The 16,670-nt window shown below is 65.9% G+C and carries 10 protein-coding genes; 8 read left to right on the top strand and 2 right to left on the bottom strand.

What is annotated here, in order from left to right:
* Nucleotides 1-33: 33 nt before the first annotated feature.
* Both aceA and aceB read right to left on the bottom strand, forming a co-directional pair.
* A complete protein-coding gene (gene aceA, locus WM2015_RS07165) occupies nt 34-1,314 on the bottom strand; it encodes an isocitrate lyase (RefSeq protein WP_049725403.1) in 1,281 nt (426 codons plus the stop codon).
* A 55-nt stretch (nt 1,315-1,369) separates the two neighbouring features.
* Nucleotides 1,370-2,998, bottom strand: a complete 1,629-nt coding sequence (gene aceB / locus WM2015_RS07160) for a malate synthase A (RefSeq protein WP_082169541.1) — start codon at nt 2,996-2,998, stop codon at nt 1,370-1,372.
* 115 nt (nt 2,999-3,113) lie between these two features.
* Here aceB and WM2015_RS07155 point away from each other — a divergent pair, with 115 nt between their 5' ends.
* From WM2015_RS07155 to acnA, 8 genes are all read left to right on the top strand, one after another.
* Nucleotides 3,114-4,064 (top strand): LysR family transcriptional regulator, encoded by a 951-nt coding sequence (locus WM2015_RS07155; protein WP_211260973.1) that lies wholly within the window; start codon nt 3,114-3,116, stop codon nt 4,062-4,064.
* Nucleotides 4,057-5,169, top strand: coding sequence for a tRNA 2-thiouridine(34) synthase MnmA (gene mnmA, locus WM2015_RS07150; protein WP_156200972.1), 1,113 nt, complete (start codon nt 4,057-4,059; stop codon nt 5,167-5,169). Before WM2015_RS07155 ends, mnmA begins: the two co-directional genes overlap by 8 nt.
* A gap of 22 nt (nt 5,170-5,191) precedes the next feature.
* A complete protein-coding gene (gene hflD, locus WM2015_RS07145; RefSeq protein WP_049725400.1) occupies nt 5,192-5,806 on the top strand; it encodes a high frequency lysogenization protein HflD in 615 nt (204 codons plus the stop codon).
* Between the two features lie 23 nt (nt 5,807-5,829).
* Nucleotides 5,830-7,254, top strand: coding sequence for a serine/threonine-protein kinase (locus tag WM2015_RS07140; protein WP_049725399.1), 1,425 nt, complete (start codon nt 5,830-5,832; stop codon nt 7,252-7,254).
* A 109-nt stretch (nt 7,255-7,363) separates the two neighbouring features.
* Nucleotides 7,364-8,989: a caspase family protein gene (locus WM2015_RS07135; RefSeq protein ID WP_082169539.1), complete on the top strand. Its 1,626-nt coding sequence runs from the start codon at nt 7,364-7,366 to the stop codon at nt 8,987-8,989.
* Between the two features lie 43 nt (nt 8,990-9,032).
* Nucleotides 9,033-11,906 carry a COG1470 family protein gene (locus WM2015_RS07130; RefSeq protein ID WP_049725397.1) on the top strand — a complete coding sequence of 958 codons (2,874 nt, stop codon included), beginning with the start codon at nt 9,033-9,035 and terminating at the stop codon, nt 11,904-11,906.
* Nucleotides 11,906-13,744, top strand: a complete 1,839-nt coding sequence (locus WM2015_RS07125) for an autotransporter outer membrane beta-barrel domain-containing protein (protein WP_156200970.1) — start codon at nt 11,906-11,908, stop codon at nt 13,742-13,744. Before WM2015_RS07130 ends, WM2015_RS07125 begins: the two co-directional genes overlap by 1 nt.
* Nucleotides 13,745-13,846: 102 nt before the next feature.
* A complete protein-coding gene (gene acnA / locus WM2015_RS07120; protein ID WP_049725395.1) occupies nt 13,847-16,615 on the top strand; it encodes an aconitate hydratase AcnA in 2,769 nt (922 codons plus the stop codon).
* The last annotated feature ends 55 nt before the right edge of the window (nt 16,616-16,670 follow it).

The raw sequence follows: 16,670 nt of genomic DNA, 5'->3' as shown, positions 1-16,670 counted from the left end.
CCGTCCCTGCATTTCAAGGATGAGCCTGCGGCCTCAGGCCGCGTCGAACTGTTCCTCTTCGGTCGAACCACTCAGGGCGCTCAGGGAGCTCTGACCGGAGCTGATCGCCTGGGTCAGCTGATCGAAGTAGCCGGTCCCGACCTCGCGCTGATGACGCGTGGCGGTATAGCCCTGCGACTCGGCCGCGAACTCGGCCTCCTGCAGCTCCACGTAGGCCGACATCTGACGGGCCTTGTAGCCGCGCGCGAGCTGGAACATGGAATGGTTGAGGGCGTGGAAGCCCGCCAGGGTGATGAACTGGAACTTGTAGCCCATCGCACCCAGCTCGCGCTGGAAGCGGGCGATGTCCTGATCCGACAGGTTCTTCTTCCAGTTGAAGCTCGGCGAGCAGTTGTAGGCCAGCAGCTTGTCGGGATACTCCGCACGGATGGCTTCGCTGAAGGCCTTGGCCTGCTCCAGGCTCGGCGTGGAAGTCTCGCACCAGACCAGATCGGCATACGGTGCATAGGCCAGGCCGCGGGCGATCGCCGAGTCCAGACCGGCCTTGATGCGGTAGAAGCCTTCCGAGGTGCGCTCACCGGTCACGAAGGGCTGGTCGCGCTCATCGATGTCCGAGGTCAGCAGATTGGCACCCATGGCGTCGGTGCGCGCGACGATCAGGGTCGGCACGTTGCAGATGTCGGCGGCCAGTCGGGCGGCGACCAGCTTCTGCACGGCTTCCTGGGTCGGGACCAGCACCTTGCCGCCCATGTGCCCGCATTTCTTGGCCGAAGCCAGCTGGTCCTCGAAGTGCACGCCGGCCGCACCGGCCGCGATCATGTCCTTCATCAGCTCGTGGGCGTTGAGCACGCCACCGAAACCGGCCTCGGCATCGGCCACGATCGGCGCGAACCAGTCGATATCGCCCTCGCCTTCCGAGCTCTGGATCTGATCGGCACGGATGAAGGTGTTGTTGATCCGGCGCACCACGGCGGGCACGGAATCGGCCGGGTAGAGCGACTGGTCCGGGTACATCTGGCCGGCCAGGTTGGCGTCGGCCGCGACCTGCCAACCGGACAGGTAGATCGCCTTGAGGCCGGCCCGCACCTGCTGCATGGCCTGGTTGCCGGTCAGGGCCCCCAGTGCGTTCACGTAGTCTTCCTCGTGAATCATCTTCCACAGCTTCTCGGCGCCCATCCGGGCCAGGGTGTGTTCGATCGTGACACTGCCGCGCAGGCGCATCACCTCGGCAGCGTCATAGGGGCGCTCCACGCCCTTCCAGCGCGGATCCTCGAGCCATTGTTTCTGCAGTTCGATGATGCGGTTGGCGTTCATTGCTCTTGCTCCAGGTTTGGGTTCTTTACAAACGTGTGTCGGGTGGGTGGCCCGGTCAATCGATCATTCGATAGGCCGGCAGGGTCAGGAATTCGACGAAGTGATCGTCGGCCGTCACTTCGGCGAGCAGTTGGTTTGCTTGCTCGTAGGCACCGGCCTGGAAGACCGCGTCCCCGAGCTCTTCGCGGATGCTGGCCAGCGTCTCGGCCTGGAAGCCGGCGACCAGGGCTTCATCGATGTCGCGGCCATCCTCCAGCTTGCCGGCCGGGTGACGGATCCATTGCCAGACCTGGGCGCGAGCGATCTCGGCCGTGGCCGCGTCTTCCATCAGGTTGTGGATCGGTACGCAGCCCTGGCCACTCAACCAGGCCGCCATGTAGCGAATGGCGACTTCCAGGTTGCCGCGCAGGCCGGCCTCGGTGATCGTGCCCTGACAGGGTGCCGTCAGTTCAGCGGCCCCGACCTCGACGTCCTCGCGCAGTCGATCGAGCTGGTTCCGACCCTCGATGTGACGATCGAAGATCTCCATGGCCAGGCCGATCAGGCCCGGATGGGCAACCCATGTGCCGTCGTGGCCGTCGCCGGCTTCGCGCTCCTTGTCGGCCCGGACCCGATCCAGCGCCTGGGCATTGGCCTCGGCGTCGTCCCGGATCGGAATCTGGGCGGCCATGCCACCCATGGCGAAGGCGCCACGATGGTGGCAGGTGCGGATCAGCAGCTGCGAGTAGGCGCGCAGGAACGGGACCGTCATGGTGACCTGCGCGCGATCCGGAAGCACCTTGTCAGGATGCGCCTGGAAGCACTTGATATAGCTGAAGATATAATCCCAGCGTCCGCAGTTCAGCCCGACGATCCGGCTGCGCAGCGCGTACAGGATCTCATCCATCTGGAAGACCGCGGGCAGGGTCTCGATCAGCACCGTGACCTTGATGGTCCCGGGCTGGAGCTGCAGGGCCTTCTCGATGTCGGTCAGCACCGACTCCCAGAGCTCGGCTTCGCGCCAGTGCTCGAGCTTGGGCAGATAGAGGTAGGGTCCACTGCCCTGCGCCATCAGACTGTTGGCGTTGTTGAACACGTAGACGGCGGCGTCGAAGATGCCACCCGGTATCGGCCGACCATCGACTTCCACGTGCTTTTCGTCGAGATGCCAGCCGCGCGGGCGGACGATCAGGGTGGCCGGATTCGGCCCCAGAGCGTAATGCTTGCCGTTGTCGGCGGTGAACTCGATGGTCCGCCGGACTGCATCGTACAGGTTGACCTGGCCATCGATCATGTTGGACCAGGTGGGCGTCGAGGAATCCTCGAAATCGGCCATGAACACCCGGGCGCCTGAATTGAGCGCGTTGATGATCATCTTGCGATCGACGGGACCGGTGATTTCCACCCGCCGGTCGCGCAGATCCTCGGGAATTCGAGCCACTTTCCAGCTGCCCTCGCGAATGGAGCGAGTATCCGGATCGAAACCCGGCGAGGCGCCCGCATTCCATTCCAGCTGACGGGCCTGACGCTCGGCAAGCAACTGCGCGCGCCGGTCGCCATAGCGCTGGCCAAGTTCGCCGAGCAGATTGAGTAGCGCGGTCGGGAACAGGGCACGGGCCTGTTCGGGAATCGGCGCCTTGAACTCCGGACGGCAAGGCGTGGTCGCGAGGCTGTCACCGGGGTGTTGCTGGGACGGTTGCTGCATGTCGGTTCCGTGCGGCTGCGTATGTTGGGGCGAAGCCTACCGACCCCTGTCAGTATTTGGCAAATTAAACCTTTTGATGTTTAATATCGGATATTCCAATACAGCAAGACTGGCCATGTACAAGGGCAACCTGCTCAAGCACTTGCGAGCATTCATTCAAACGGCACGCACGGGGAGCGTGTCGGCCGCCGCCGATCGACTGTTCCTCAGTCAGCCGTCGATCAGCCAGCAGATCCGCGCCCTGGAAGACGAGCTCGGCCGGCCGCTGTTCGAGCGCCACGGGCCGAGCATGCGCCTGACGCCGGCGGGCAAGGCCCTGCTCGACATGGCGCGGCCCCTGGTCGACCGCCTCGACGCCCTGCCCGACGACTTCGCTCGCCGCTACGGATCGCTCGACACCGGCGAAATCCGCATCGCGGCGGGCGAATCGACGATCATGCACCTGCTGCCGGCCCTGCTGATGCGCTTCCGGCACAAGCACCCGGGCATCTTCGTCCACCTGCACAACGTCACCGGCGCCGATGGCCTGGGCATGATCCGTTCCGACGAGGTCGATTTCGCCGTCGGTTCCATGCTCGACGTCCCCAAGGACATCGACTACCAGCCCATCTACCATTTCAACCCCGTGCTGATCATGCACCCGGATCACCCGCTGGCGCGCAAACGCCAGCTGAGCCTGGCCGACATTTCACCGCATGGCCTGATCCTGCCGCCGCAGCGCCTGACCACCTACCAGATGGTCGACATGGTCTTCCAGAAGCACGGCCTGCCCTTCCGGGTGACGCTGGAAGTCGGCGGCTGGGAAGTCATCAAGAAGTACGTGGCCCTGGGCATGGGCCTGTCGATCGTGACCAGCATCTGCATCACCGACGCCGATCGCGACCGGCTGGTCGTGCGCGACATGAGCGACTACTTTCCTCGCCGCTCCTACGGCGTGGTCATCCGCCGCGGTGCCTACCTGTCGCCCCAGGCCGAGCGCTTTATCGATCTGATGAGCCCGGAGCTGTTCGGCCTGAATCGGGATGAAAAATCCACCGACCGCCCCCAGATGGCCTTGCATGAGTGAATTGATCATGGTGGCCCTGTCCGGGGGCGTGGATTCGTCGGTCACGGCCTGGTTGTTGAAGCAGCAGGGCCATGAACTGGCCGGCATGTTCATGAAGAACTGGGAAGAGGACGATGCCGAGACCGGCTGCACCGCAGAAGAGGACGCCGCCGACGCCCGGCAGGTCGCCGAACTGCTCGGCATCCCCTTCCACGGGCGCAATTTCTCCACCGAGTACTGGGAGGGGGTGTTCGAACATTTCCTGGCCGAGCTCCGTGCCGGTCGAACCCCGAACCCGGACATCCTCTGCAACCGCGAGATCAAGTTCAAGGCTTTCGTCGAGCACGCGGCCGACCTCGGCGCGACCTCCATCGCCACGGGCCACTACGCGCGGCGACGCGACAATGCCGATGGCAGCGTGTCCCTGCTCAAGGGCCTGGACCCCGGAAAGGATCAGAGCTATTTCCTGCACGCCCTGACCCAGGAGCAGCTGAAGCTGGCCCGTTTTCCCCTCGGCGAGCTCGAGAAGTCCGAAGTTCGACGCCTGGCCAGCGAGGCCCGGCTGCCGGTGGCGACCAAGAAGGACTCGACCGGTATCTGCTTCATCGGCGAGCGCAATTTCGATGCCTTCATCGACCGCTTCCTGCGCGCCGAAGCCGGCGAGATCCTCAGCGACGAGGGCAAGCCCATCGGCCGCCATCGTGGCCTGATGCACTACACCCTCGGCCAGCGCCGCGGCCTGGACATCGGTGGCCTGAAGGACTACCCGGAATCGCCCTGGTACGTCGCCCACAAGGACCTGGTCAACAACCGCCTGATCGCGGTTCAGGACAGCCAGCATCCGATGCTCATGTCCAGGCAGCTGGAGGCGCAGTCGATGAACTGGATCCGCGGCACGCCGCCGGCGCCGGGCCAGCGCGTCGGCGCCAAGGTGCGCTACCGTCAGGCCGATCAGGCGGCCACCGTCGTCACGACGAGCGAGGACAGGCTGAGCCTGCGCTTCGATGCGCCGCAGCGCGCGGTCACCCCCGGACAGTCGGTGGTACTCTACGACGGTGATGAATGCCTGGGCGGCGGCGTGATCGAAAGCAGTGACGCATGGCGCCCGGACTGGATCGAAACCTAGCGCTCGAGCACGAAGACCACGGATGAACAAGGATTCCACCCTCGCCTTTGCCGGCATGCTCCAGGCCAGTGAACTGGTACGACAGCTGGCCACCTCGGGCACCTGCAGCCAGCAGGCCGCCAGCGCCAGCCTGTCGAGCATCTTCCAGTTCTCGCCGGAGTCGACCGAAGCGGTCTACGGTGGTCGCGGTGGCGTCCGCATGGGCCTCAGGGTTCTGGTCGAACTGTTCGGCGCCCGCAATCAGCGCGAGTCGATGCAGAGCCTGAACTACACCCTCGGCCTGGTCAAACTGGCAGGCAAGCTGCGCCAGGACAAGCAGCGCCTGGAGGCACTGAGCCGCGAAATCGATCTGATCGAACCGGCCTGGTCCAAGCGCGGGGATGACTTCGATCCCAGCGTGATCAGCCAGCTCGGCGACGCCTATTCGCACCACATCTCGAGCATGGACTTTCGACTGACCATCAGCGGCAAGCCTGAATACCTCAAACAGGGCGAAAAGATCGCGCTGATCCGCGCCCTGCTCCTGGCCGGCATCCGCTCGGCGATCCTCTGGCACCAGGTCGGTGGTCGCCAATGGCGCCTGCTCTTCCAGCGCCGGCGAATGCTCGAACAGGGTCGCGAGCTGCTGGCCAGCTGAGGGGCAGCGAAGGGACCGGCCGCATGAGCAAAGACAAACCCGACCAACCTGCGGCCACCGAAGTCCTGAAACCCGAATCCTCACCGGATCGGGCCACCGAGTTCATGGCCACCGAGCCGCTCGGTCGCGATCCGGCGGCCACCGAGGCGATGGCACCGGAGAACGCACCGACCCGGCCGGATCCTGCCGCTGGCACCGACGTGCCCGGCGAGGAGGACCAGCTGAAGGTCGGCAGCGTACTGCGCGATCGTTTCCGCATCCTCGGCGTGCTGGGTCGCGGGGGTATGGGCACGGTCTACAAGGCCACCGACCTGCTCAAGGAAGAGGCCCACGATCGCGACACGACCATCGCCCTGAAGGTCCTGAAGCCCGGCATCGTGGATGCCGACATCACCTTCATGGCGCTGCAGCGCGAAGCCCGGCGTGCGCAACAGCTCGCGCATCCCAACATCGTCACCGTGTTCGATTTCGACCGCGCCGACGGCGTGATCTTCATGACCATGGAGTTCATGCGGGGCCAGGGCCTGGAACGGCGCCTCGAAGAAGGGCCGATTCCGATCCCCGAGCTTCGCCGCATCACCCGTGAACTCTGCCAGGGCCTGGCCTACGCGCACGAACGCGGGATCGTGCACTCGGACCTCAAGCCCGAGAATGTCTTTCTGCTCGAAGATGGACGGGTCAAGATTCTCGACTTCGGCATCGCCCGAGCCTGGCAGAGCGAGCGGCGCGACTTCGTCGAAGAAGCCGTCGCCGGCTGTACACCGGCCTACGCGAGCCCGGAAGTGCTGCAGCGCAAGCCACCCAGCCCGGCCGACGATGTCTATGCGCTCGGCTGCGTGGTCGCGCAGATGGCCAGCGGAAAGCACCCCTACGACTGGCATTCGGGCCTGGAGGCCCTCAAACAGAAACTCCAGCCCAGCCGACCCGGCGGCCTGAAAGGACGAGAGTGGCGGACCCTGCGCTCGGCCATGGCGCTGAAGGCGGCGGACAGACCGAAGGACGCACGCGCCTTTTTCAAGCGATTCTTCCCCTCACCCACGCGGGTGACGGCATGGATCATCACGGCCCTGACCCTGGTTTCCGTCGGCGTCTATCTGGCCTTTTTCCAGCCCGAGCCCGGACCGGAAATTCCCTTCGAGGCGCTGCCCGCCGACCTGCAGGCCAGCATTCGCCGCAACCTGGACGATGCGGCGCTGTTCCTCGCCCAGGGGGATCTGAATACCGCCCTGCAGCTCTACGACATGGCCCTCGAAGCCCACCCCGGAAATCGGGAGGCCACGAGCGGGATCGAACAGGCCGTCGAGCAGGCCCTCGCTCAACTCGATCGCGCCGTCAGCGAGGGTCGTCTGAGCCCGGAGGGCCGGCGAACGACCCTGCGCAGCCTGCTGGAGTACGAGACCCTGCCCGCCGAGCTGCGTGATCGCCTCCAGGACGCGCTATCGGACTGAGACCCTCGTCGCAGATTTGCATTCGATCCCTGACTCGTCAACAATCGGGTCGCAGGGAGTGTTTCAGAGGCTTCGCACCCGTCGAACGGGGAGCGATCGGAGGGTCCGCATGGGAACACCAGCAAATCCAGCTCGGCACGCGGCAGTCCTACTGTCACTGGGTCTGACCGCCGCCGTGATGGCGCAATCACCCGAATCCCGCGAGATGGAGGGCTTCGAAGCCATCGACGATCTGTTCGTCGTCGACTGCCTTCTGCCCGGCGAAGTCCGGCAGATGGGCCGGATGACCTATCTGTCCCCGCGCATCCCGATCCGCACCACCGCCGTGGACTGCCGCATCCGCGGCGGTGAGTACACGGCCTACAGCCGTGCCGACTACCGCTCCGCACTGCGCGTCTGGCAGGGTCGGGCCGACGAAGGCGATGCGGAAGCCCAGTACATGGTCGGCGAGATCCACGAAAAGGGCCTGGGCACCGAGCCGGACTACGCCGAAGCCGCTCGCTGGTATCGCCTTGCCGCCGACCAGGGCCATTCGCGGGCGATGATGAGCCTGGCCTACTTCCACGAGCAGGGCCTTGGCGTCGAGCAGGACCCCGTCGCGGCCTTGAACTGGTATCGGCGCGCCTCGGGCCTGGAGGAAAACGATCTGATGTTCGCCGCCGTCGCCCGCCAGCGTCTGGACGAGCAGGCCCGGGCTCTGGAAGGGGAACTCACCCAGGCCCGGCAGGAACAGGACGTGCTCCGAGGCCAGGTCGAACGCCTGCGCGAGGAGCTGACCGCACAGGCCGAGCAGGCGGCCGGTGCCAGTGAAACCATCGCCACGCTGGAGCGGCTGCTGGTCGAAGCCTCGGAACGCGTCGACGATCGCAGCCGCCAGCTCGCACAGATCCGCGGCAGCCAGGCCGAGCTGCCGAGCCCCGAAGCGATCGAGCCCGTACCGCCGGAACTCAGTCGCGGACGCTTTTCCTTCGGTCGCTACTACGCCCTGATCGTGGGCCTGGAACGCTACGAGCACTGGGACCAGTTGCAGTCACCCCACAACGACGCCCGCCGACTGGCCGAAATCCTCAACCAGCGCTATGGCTTCGACACGACGCTGCTTCTGGATGCCTCGACACGAGAAATACTCAGCGCGATCAATGACCTGCGCGAGCGAAGCTCGCCCGAGGACAATGTCCTGATCTACTTTGCCGGCCACGGCCAGCTGCTGCGGGCCGACGATGCCGAACGGCGCCGCGGCTACTGGCTTCCCGTGAATGCCGAAACCGACCGAACGACCTACTGGGTGCCCAATTCGGCGATCAACGATCACCTGGCCCTGATCGACGCGCGCAGCATCCTGGTGGTTGCCGACTCCTGCTACGGCGGCGCGATGTCGACGGACCCTGCCTCCCTTCTGACCGGGCTGGATGCGCCGCTCAGCGACGCCCTGGTCGAACTCGGTCTGGCCCGGCCCGCTCGCTACGTCCTGTCCTCCGGCGGCCTGCACCCGGTGCTCGATGTCGGCAGTGGCGAGCATTCGGTCTTTGCCCGCGCCCTGATCGATGTGCTCGAGTCCAACGAGCAGCTGATGCGCGAGCAGGATCTGTTCAGCGCCGTGAGTCAACGGGCCGAACAGATCAGTCAGCAACTGCCCTTTGCCCAGCGCCCGGAGCTGCGACCGATCCGGCCGGCGGGGCACGGAGCGGGCAGCTTCTTCTTCGTGCCCAGGGACTTCGCCGACTCCGGCGATTGAAGACGCGTGACCGCCTGCACGCGCAGCTAAGGAGATCGACCCCATGAATTCCAGCGCTGGCTTTCCGACCTTGAACCCCAACCTGCCGAGCAAGGTGGCTGCCGCCCTGTTCGGCCTCGGTTTCCTGCTGGCCGCCGCGGCCGAGCCGAACTCGCCCGACATCGAGCTGCTCGTCGACGCGACCGAGCTCGGCGACTCCAGCTGGACGGCCCTGGAAGCCGACCTGGATCAGGATGGACATGCAGACCTGATCATCGGCCTGCCCGATGCCGGCCAGCAGCGCGGCCGCGTCCTTGTCCTCTACGGCCCGACCGAGCAATGGCCCCGGGTCATCTCGCTGGCCACACGCTCCGGGATCGAATCCCATGCGCTCGACGGCGAGTGGCCGGGCGATCGCTTCGGCACCTCGCTCGGCGTCATCAAGCCCCACGTCCATGGCCAGCACGAAGCCGACTCCGAAGACCACCGTCTGGATCTGCTGGTCGGCGCACCGGGTGCCGAGGTCTTCAGTGGTTTCGACGCGAGAGGCTCGATCTACCGCCTGTCGGGATCGCGCGATCGAACCGCGCCGCACCTCGACGCCCTCGGGCTGGAGGGCAACCATCGCCTGATGCCCGCCGAGGGCCAGCACGAGATGGGCCAGCAGCTGATCACCATCGAGGGCTCGACCCTGGCCCTCGCCACGCTGCCCGGCGGCAAGGAAACCCTGATGATCCGCTCGCCGAGCGTCGGTCCGCAGGCCAGCTACCGGTCATCGCAGGACACTCGCGAAGCCCGTAACGGCCCCCTGCAGGCTTCAGGCCGAATGAGCGCCCCGGTTCCGGCCAGCCACCGACAGTACGATGCCCGAGGCGGACGTATGCTAAGGCTCTCGGAAAGCAGCCAGCTGATCGAGCAACGCGATCCGGCGACCGGTCTGGCTCGTCTGCGCTACCGTCTGGATGGCCTGACCGGTACGGGCCCGCTGATCAACCTCGGCGCGGGCATCGCCGATCAGTTCGTCCTCGCCGGCGCGCCGCTGCAACTCGAGTTCGAAGTGTCCGACCCCGTCGACCCGCCCGCCGACCTGACCCTGGAAGTCGACGTCGATACGGGATCCACTCTGATCAACCCCAATTCCCTGACGCTCGGCGGCACCGATGCCCTGCGGACCCTCAGCATCGAGACGCTGACCGGCAACCCGGACGGCAGCACACCGATCACGGTACGCGTATTCAATCTGCAGGGCCTGTTCAGCGAGGCAACGTTTCAAGTCAATGTCCTGAACAACTCGATCCCGGAGATCAATGGCGGACTGGGCCTGCCCGACCAGCAGGTCAGCGCCGGCGGGACCGTGACCCTGCCCTTCACATTGGACGACCTGCTGTTCGATCCCGACCTGCTGAGCATCAACGTGAGCTCGTCGGACCCGACCCTGGTCTCGCCCACCTCGATCGTGCTGACCGGGACGGGCCCGAACCGCAGCATGAGCATTCCGACCCTGCCCGGCAGCAGCGGTCAGGCCACGATCACCCTGGAAGTGACGAACCCGCTGAACCAGACCACGAGCGCGTCCTTTCTGCTCGACGTCCAGGTGCCGGCGGGTGCGGGACCACTGATCAACAACGGCGCCGGCATCGCGCCCCAGAGCGCTGTGGCCGGCCAGCGCATCGACCTGCCCTTCACGATCAGCGACCCCTTCGAGCCCGCAGCGGCGCTCACCGTCAACGTGCAGTCGGGGAACCCGGCCATCCTGCCGAATGACGCGCTCCTGCTCAGCGGCCTGGACGAGCAGCGCCTGCTGCAGATCCTGACAGTGAATGGCCAGAGCGGCGACGTCGCCGTGACACTGCAGGTCAGCAACTCGCAGGGTCTGAGCAGCACCGAGACCTTCCCCGTCCGGATTCAGCCCCGGCCGGCACCGCAGATCAACTTCGGCCAGGCCATCCCGGCCCGAAGCGGCCGACCCGGCGATGTCGTTGAATGGAGCCTCACCGTGACCGATCCCTTCGACCCGCCCGCCTCGCTACAGCTGGAGGCACGATCCGCAGATCCCCAGAGCCTTCCTGACACGGCCATACAGGTGCTGGGCACGACCACGTCCCGAGTCCTTCGTGTCGCGGTTCCAGATGACGCTGCAGCGGGCGAATTCCGCCTGGGCCTGCGCCTGAGCAACAGTGCCGGACTGAGCTCCACGGCGACCGCTGTCCTGAACGTCGAAGCCGGCGAAGGCCCGCTCATCAACGGCGGAGAGCCACTTCCCGATCAAGCCGTCCCGCCAGGACGACGAATCCAGTTCGAGGTGCAGGCCGAACCGATCGATCCAGGCGTGGACATCACCGACCTGCGGGTCTACTCACTGGATCAGGACATCCTGCCCGACGAGGCCATCAACCTCGTCGATCTGGGCGACCGCTGGTTGATTGAAATCGATACGGCGCTGAGCCAGCCTGGAACCACGCGTGTGGTCGTGGAAGCGCGCGGCAGCGACGGCGGGATTTCGCGCAGTAGCTTCGAGCTGATCATCACGGCCGATCTCACGGAACTGGAGATCGCCACCGAGGAACTGGAACTCCGGGTGGGTCCGCAGCGTTTTCTCCGCATCGATGTGCGCAACATCGGCGAGCATCCCGCGGCCGAAATCGATCTTCGCCTGAGCTCGACCGGCGACTCGGAGCTTCTTTCCGTCGTCACCCTCGCCCAGGATTGCCGCATCAGCGACGGCAATGCCGTGCGCTGTGACGAGCGCCCGGCGCTCGGCTGGGAGTGCGTCGGCGGCAGCGAAAACCGCCGCTGTCGGCTCGATGGAATCGATCCGGACGAGCTGCGCGGCCTGATCCTCGGTCTCGATCCGGGCAGCGAGGCCGGGCTGATGATCGAGGCCTCGGCCAGCAACGCGCCGAGCGTGTCCACCCTGCACGAGCCGGAGAGCGACTGATGCGAACCCGTCTTCATTGGATGAACTGGCTTCTCTTCCTTGGCCTGCTCTTCCTCGACAGCCCTTCCCTGGCGGCGGGGAATCTCGAAGGACCATCGGGCACGCGGGTTCATCACGGCTGGGTCAGCCTCGACGGGCGAGTCCAGATCAGCTCCGGCATCGGACCGGCCGCCGAACTCGACTGCGAGGGCCAGCCGGACCTGGCCTTCAGCTTCAGCGAGACAGCCAGTCCCGAGCTGCTGAACCTCGACCTGGACGGCCAGCGCGAGGGCCAGATTCTCCTCCAGCTGACCATCACCGACACCTGCGGCAGCGGCTCGGCGAGCTTCGAGTACTTCCATGACTCGGAAGTGGGCCTGCCCGGCTTCGGGCCCGGCATCTCGGTCTCGCCCAGCGCGACCCAGCTCACTCTGCCGCTGGAGCCCGGTGCCAGTCGCAGCCTCACCATCCAGTACCGCATGGACGGCGATCAGGCCCTGTCCAGCCGCTGGCGACTGATCGGCGAGCAGATCACCTTCGTCGTCGACCAGAGCCTCGGCCAGGCCAGCCGTCGGCGGGCCCTCGCCCAGGTCAATTTCCGCGGCAACGTGGTCGTGCCGGAGGACTTCACTGGCCGCCAGCTGCGCCGCCTGATCGACGCGGGCACGGCCCTGAACCGCGCCTGCCGGCGCGCCCAGGAAGGCACCCGCCTGTTCGAGGTCTGCGAGACGATCCGCGAGCGGGCCACGAGCGGCGAACGTCAGCAGCAGGCGGCGCGCGCCTTCGACGGCAACGCCCTGACCGGCATCGCCCGCCTGGCCGAACTGGGCGGCAGGATCCAGAACCGCAACCTCAGCCAGCGCCTGTCCGCACGACGTTCCGGAAGCCGAGGTTTCAGTGCCAGTGGCCTGAGCCTGTCGGTGAACGGCCAGCACTTCGACACCCGCTTTCTGCCCATGAGCCTGCGCAACAACGACTCGGACGGCGGCGGTTCGCGACTCCTCGGCGAGCGCTGGGGCGCCTTCATCAACGGTGACATCGCGCTCGGCAAGCGCAATGATCGGGAGAAGGAGCCGGCCCTGGACTTCGACAGCTGGGGCGTGACGGCAGGGATCGACTATCGTTTCGACCGCGGCGCCATCGCCGGCCTTGCCCTCGGCTACGGTCGTAGCCGCTCGGACCTCGACAGCGACGGCAGCCAGGTCGATGCCGACCAATGGTCCGTGCAGCTGTTCGGCAGCCTCGATCTGGCCGACAAGCTCTACATCGATGGCACCCTGGGCACCGTCCGCGGCGGTTTCGACCAGACCCGAGTCGTCGACCTGTCGGGCATCGGATCCCTGACTCGCGAACAGGCCAGCGGCTCCACCGACACGAGGGAATGGTCGGCCAGCGTGGCGATCAATTACCGCTGGCTACTCGACTCCGGCTGGACCATCACGCCCTTCGCCCGCTTTCTCTACGCCGACATCGAGGTCGATGGCTTCAGCGAATCGGGCAGCGTGTTCGATTTCAGCTACCCGGATCAGAGCTTCACCTCGGAGCAGTGGTCCGCCGGTCTTCGCGCCCAGCGCGCCTTCAGCCTCGAGCGAAGCATCGTCCTGCCCTTCATCAATGTGCACTGGCAATACGAAGCCGGACTGGACGGCTACAGCGTGCAGCCCAGCCTGACCGGAACGGACATTCTGGGCCCGACGGTCGAGGTCAACGACCCGGATCGAGATACGGGCCGGATCGATGTCGGCCTGAGCTGGGTGCTGCAGAGCGGCAACCAGTTCTTCCTGCATTACAGCGGCCTGGTCTTCGATCGTGATCGGACTGAAAACGCGCTGTTCATCGGTGCACGCAGGGAGTTCTGAACACGGTTCCTTACCGACGGCATGGTAAGCTTCGGCGGTTGATTCGGGCGGTCGCGCAGCCCTGCGCGCCGTCGTCTACCGATCTGCACGGAGGAGCAAACGATGCGCAACGAGCTCGGCTGCCTTGACCAATTCGAGGCCAACGGCAAGACCTACCACTTCTACAGCCTGGAGAAACTGGCCCGGAAGCATTCAGCGGTCAAGACCCTGCCGTATTCGCTGAAGATCCTGCTGGAGAACCAGCTCCGGCACGAGGACGGTCTCAACGTCACCGAGCGCGACGTCGAGTCCCTGGTCAACTGGGACCCGAAGGCCACGCCCGACCAGGAAATCTCCTTCACCCCGGCGCGCGTCGTCCTGCAGGACTTCACCGGCGTGCCGGCGATCGTCGACCTGGCCGCCATGCGCGACGCCATGAAGAATCTGGGTGGTGAGGCCAGCCGCATCAACCCGCTCTCTCCCGCCGAACTGGTCATCGACCACTCGGTGCAGGTCGACAACTACGGCCGCGCCGACGCGCTGGACCTGAACAATCGCATCGAATTCCAGCGCAACAAGGAACGCTATGCCTTCCTGCGCTGGGGCCAGGGCGCCTTCGACAACTTCAAGGTCGTGCCGCCGAACACGGGGATCGTCCACCAGGTCAACCTGGAACACCTCTCGCGCGTGGTCTTCGGCGAGGAAGTCGACGGCGAACTGCTGAGCTGGCCCGACACGGTGGTCGGCACCGACTCCCACACCACCATGATCAACGGCCTGGGCATCCTCGGCTGGGGCGTCGGCGGCATCGAGGCCGAGGCCGCGATGCTGGGCCAGCCGATCTCGATGCTGGTTCCGCAGGTCATCGGCTTCAAGTTGAGCGGCAAGCTGAAGGAAGGCACGACGGCGACCGACCTGGTGCTGACCATCACCGACATCCTTCGCGACAAGGGCGTGGTCGGCAAGTTCGTCGAGTTCTTCGGCGACGGCCTGAGCCACCTGCCCCTGGCCGATCGCGCCACGATCGGCAACATGTCGCCGGAATTCGGCTCGACCTGTGCGATCTTCCCGATCGACGCCGAGACCATCCGCTATCTGAAGCTGTCCGGCCGTGACGAGGACCGTCTGGCACTGGTCGAGGCCTACGCCCGCGCCCAGGGCATGTGGCGCGAAGACGGCGACGCCGACCCGGTCTACACCGACGTCATCGAGCTCGATCTGGGCGACATCGTGCCCAGCCTGGCTGGCCCGAAGCGTCCGCAGGACCGCGTCCTGCTCAGCGAAGCCGATTCGGCCTTCAGGCACGAAGCCGTCAAGTTCACCACCGACCGCGACGCGGCGCACAATGCCGAGGAGTCCCGCCTGGAAGGCGAAGGTGGCGGCACGGCCGTCGGCAGCCGCCTGCCGCCGGGCTGCGCCGAGGTCAACTACAAGGACCAGGACTTCCTGCTCAAGGACGGGGCCGTGGTGATCGCCGCGATCACCTCCTGCACCAACACCTCCAACCCGGCGGTCATGCTGGGCGCCGGCCTGCTGGCCCGCAACGCGCGCGAGAAGGGCCTGACGGTCAAGCCCTGGGTGAAGACCTCGCTGGCCCCGGGTTCGAAGGTCGTCACCGACTACCTGGAATCGGCCGGCCTGCTCGACGATCTGGAAGCCCTGGGCTTCTACACCGTCGGCTACGGCTGCACGACCTGCATCGGCAACTCCGGCCCGCTGCCCGAGCCGATCCACGAAGGCATCAAGGAGCGCGACCTGGTGGTCTGCTCGGTACTCTCGGGCAACCGCAACTTCGAAGGCCGCATCCACCCGGACATCAAGATGAACTACCTGGCCTCGCCGCCGCTGGTCGTGGCCTACGCCATCGCCGGGCGGATGGACACCAACCTGGTCGACGAACCGCTGGGTGAAGACCCGGACGGGAATCCGGTGTACCTCAAGGACATCTGGCCGTCCTCGATCGAGATCCAGGAGTTCATCCAGAAGAACGTCTCTTCGGACATGTTCAAGAAGTCCTACGCCAACGTCTTCGAAGGCGACGATCGCTGGAAGAGCATGGACACGCCGACCGGCGAGATGTTCGCCTGGAACGACGATTCCACCTACGTCCAGAACCCGCCCTACTTCGAGGGCATGACCATGGATCCGGCCCCGGTGCAGGACATCGAAGGCGCGCGCGTGCTCGCCAAGCTGGCCGACTCGGTCACCACCGACCACATCTCACCGGCCGGCTCCATCCAGCCGGATTCCCCGGCGGGTCAGTACCTGCAGGCGCATGGCGTGCAGCCGGCCGATTTCAACTCCTACGGCTCCCGTCGCGGCAACCACGAAGTGATGATGCGCGGCACCTTCGCCAACGTGCGCATTCGCAACCAGATCGCTCCGGGCACGGAAGGTGGCTTCACCACCTACTTCCCCGAAGACGAAGTGATGCCGATCTACGATGCGGCCATGAAGTACCAGGCCGACGGCACGCCGCTGGTGGTGATCGCCGGCAAGGAATACGGGTCCGGTTCCTCGCGTGACTGGGCGGCCAAGGGCACCCGTCTGCTGGGCATCAAGGGTGTGATCTGCGAAAGCTTCGAGCGCATCCACCGCTCCAACCTGGTCGGCATGGGCGTGCTACCGCTGAACTTCCTGGAAGGCGACACCCCGGACAGCCTGGGCCTGGACGGCACCGAGACCTACTCGATCACCGGTCTCGGCGACGGCACGGCCAGGCAGGTCGACGTCACGGCCACCCGTTCCAACGGCGAGACGGTGAGCTTCAAGGCGCGCGTGCGCCTGGACACGCCGAAGGAAGTCGAGTACTACCGTCATGGCGGCATCCTGCACTACGTGCTTCGCCAGATGGCCGGTGGGGATCCGGGCAAGGCCCAGAAGGCGGCCTGAACCGAAGGCACCGGAAACCACGAAAAAGCCCGCCGATCGGCGGGCTTTTTCGTTT

It is taken from the genome of Wenzhouxiangella marina, from assembly GCF_001187785.1.
Taxonomy (GTDB): Bacteria; Pseudomonadota; Gammaproteobacteria; order Xanthomonadales; family Wenzhouxiangellaceae; genus Wenzhouxiangella; species Wenzhouxiangella marina.
Note: the sequence above shows the minus strand (reverse complement) of the source record. Positions and strands in the feature narration are given on the sequence as shown.

What these genes read in the sequence shown, in the direction of transcription:
- aceA (WP_049725403.1), bottom strand. Translation starts at nt 1,314, where the DNA reads ATGAACGCCAACCGCATCATCGAACTGCAGAAACAATGGCTCGAGGAT.
- aceB (WP_082169541.1), bottom strand. Translation starts at nt 2,998, where the DNA reads ATGCAGCAACCGTCCCAGCAACACCCCGGTGACAGCCTCGCGACCACG.
- WM2015_RS07155 (WP_211260973.1), top strand. Translation starts at nt 3,114, where the DNA reads ATGTACAAGGGCAACCTGCTCAAGCACTTGCGAGCATTCATTCAAACG.
- mnmA (WP_156200972.1), top strand. Translation starts at nt 4,057, where the DNA reads ATGAGTGAATTGATCATGGTGGCCCTGTCCGGGGGCGTGGATTCGTCG.
- hflD (WP_049725400.1), top strand. Translation starts at nt 5,192, where the DNA reads ATGAACAAGGATTCCACCCTCGCCTTTGCCGGCATGCTCCAGGCCAGT.
- WM2015_RS07140 (WP_049725399.1), top strand. Translation starts at nt 5,830, where the DNA reads ATGAGCAAAGACAAACCCGACCAACCTGCGGCCACCGAAGTCCTGAAA.
- WM2015_RS07135 (WP_082169539.1), top strand. Translation starts at nt 7,364, where the DNA reads ATGGGAACACCAGCAAATCCAGCTCGGCACGCGGCAGTCCTACTGTCA.
- WM2015_RS07130 (WP_049725397.1), top strand. Translation starts at nt 9,033, where the DNA reads ATGAATTCCAGCGCTGGCTTTCCGACCTTGAACCCCAACCTGCCGAGC.
- WM2015_RS07125 (WP_156200970.1), top strand. Translation starts at nt 11,906, where the DNA reads ATGCGAACCCGTCTTCATTGGATGAACTGGCTTCTCTTCCTTGGCCTG.
- acnA (WP_049725395.1), top strand. Translation starts at nt 13,847, where the DNA reads ATGCGCAACGAGCTCGGCTGCCTTGACCAATTCGAGGCCAACGGCAAG.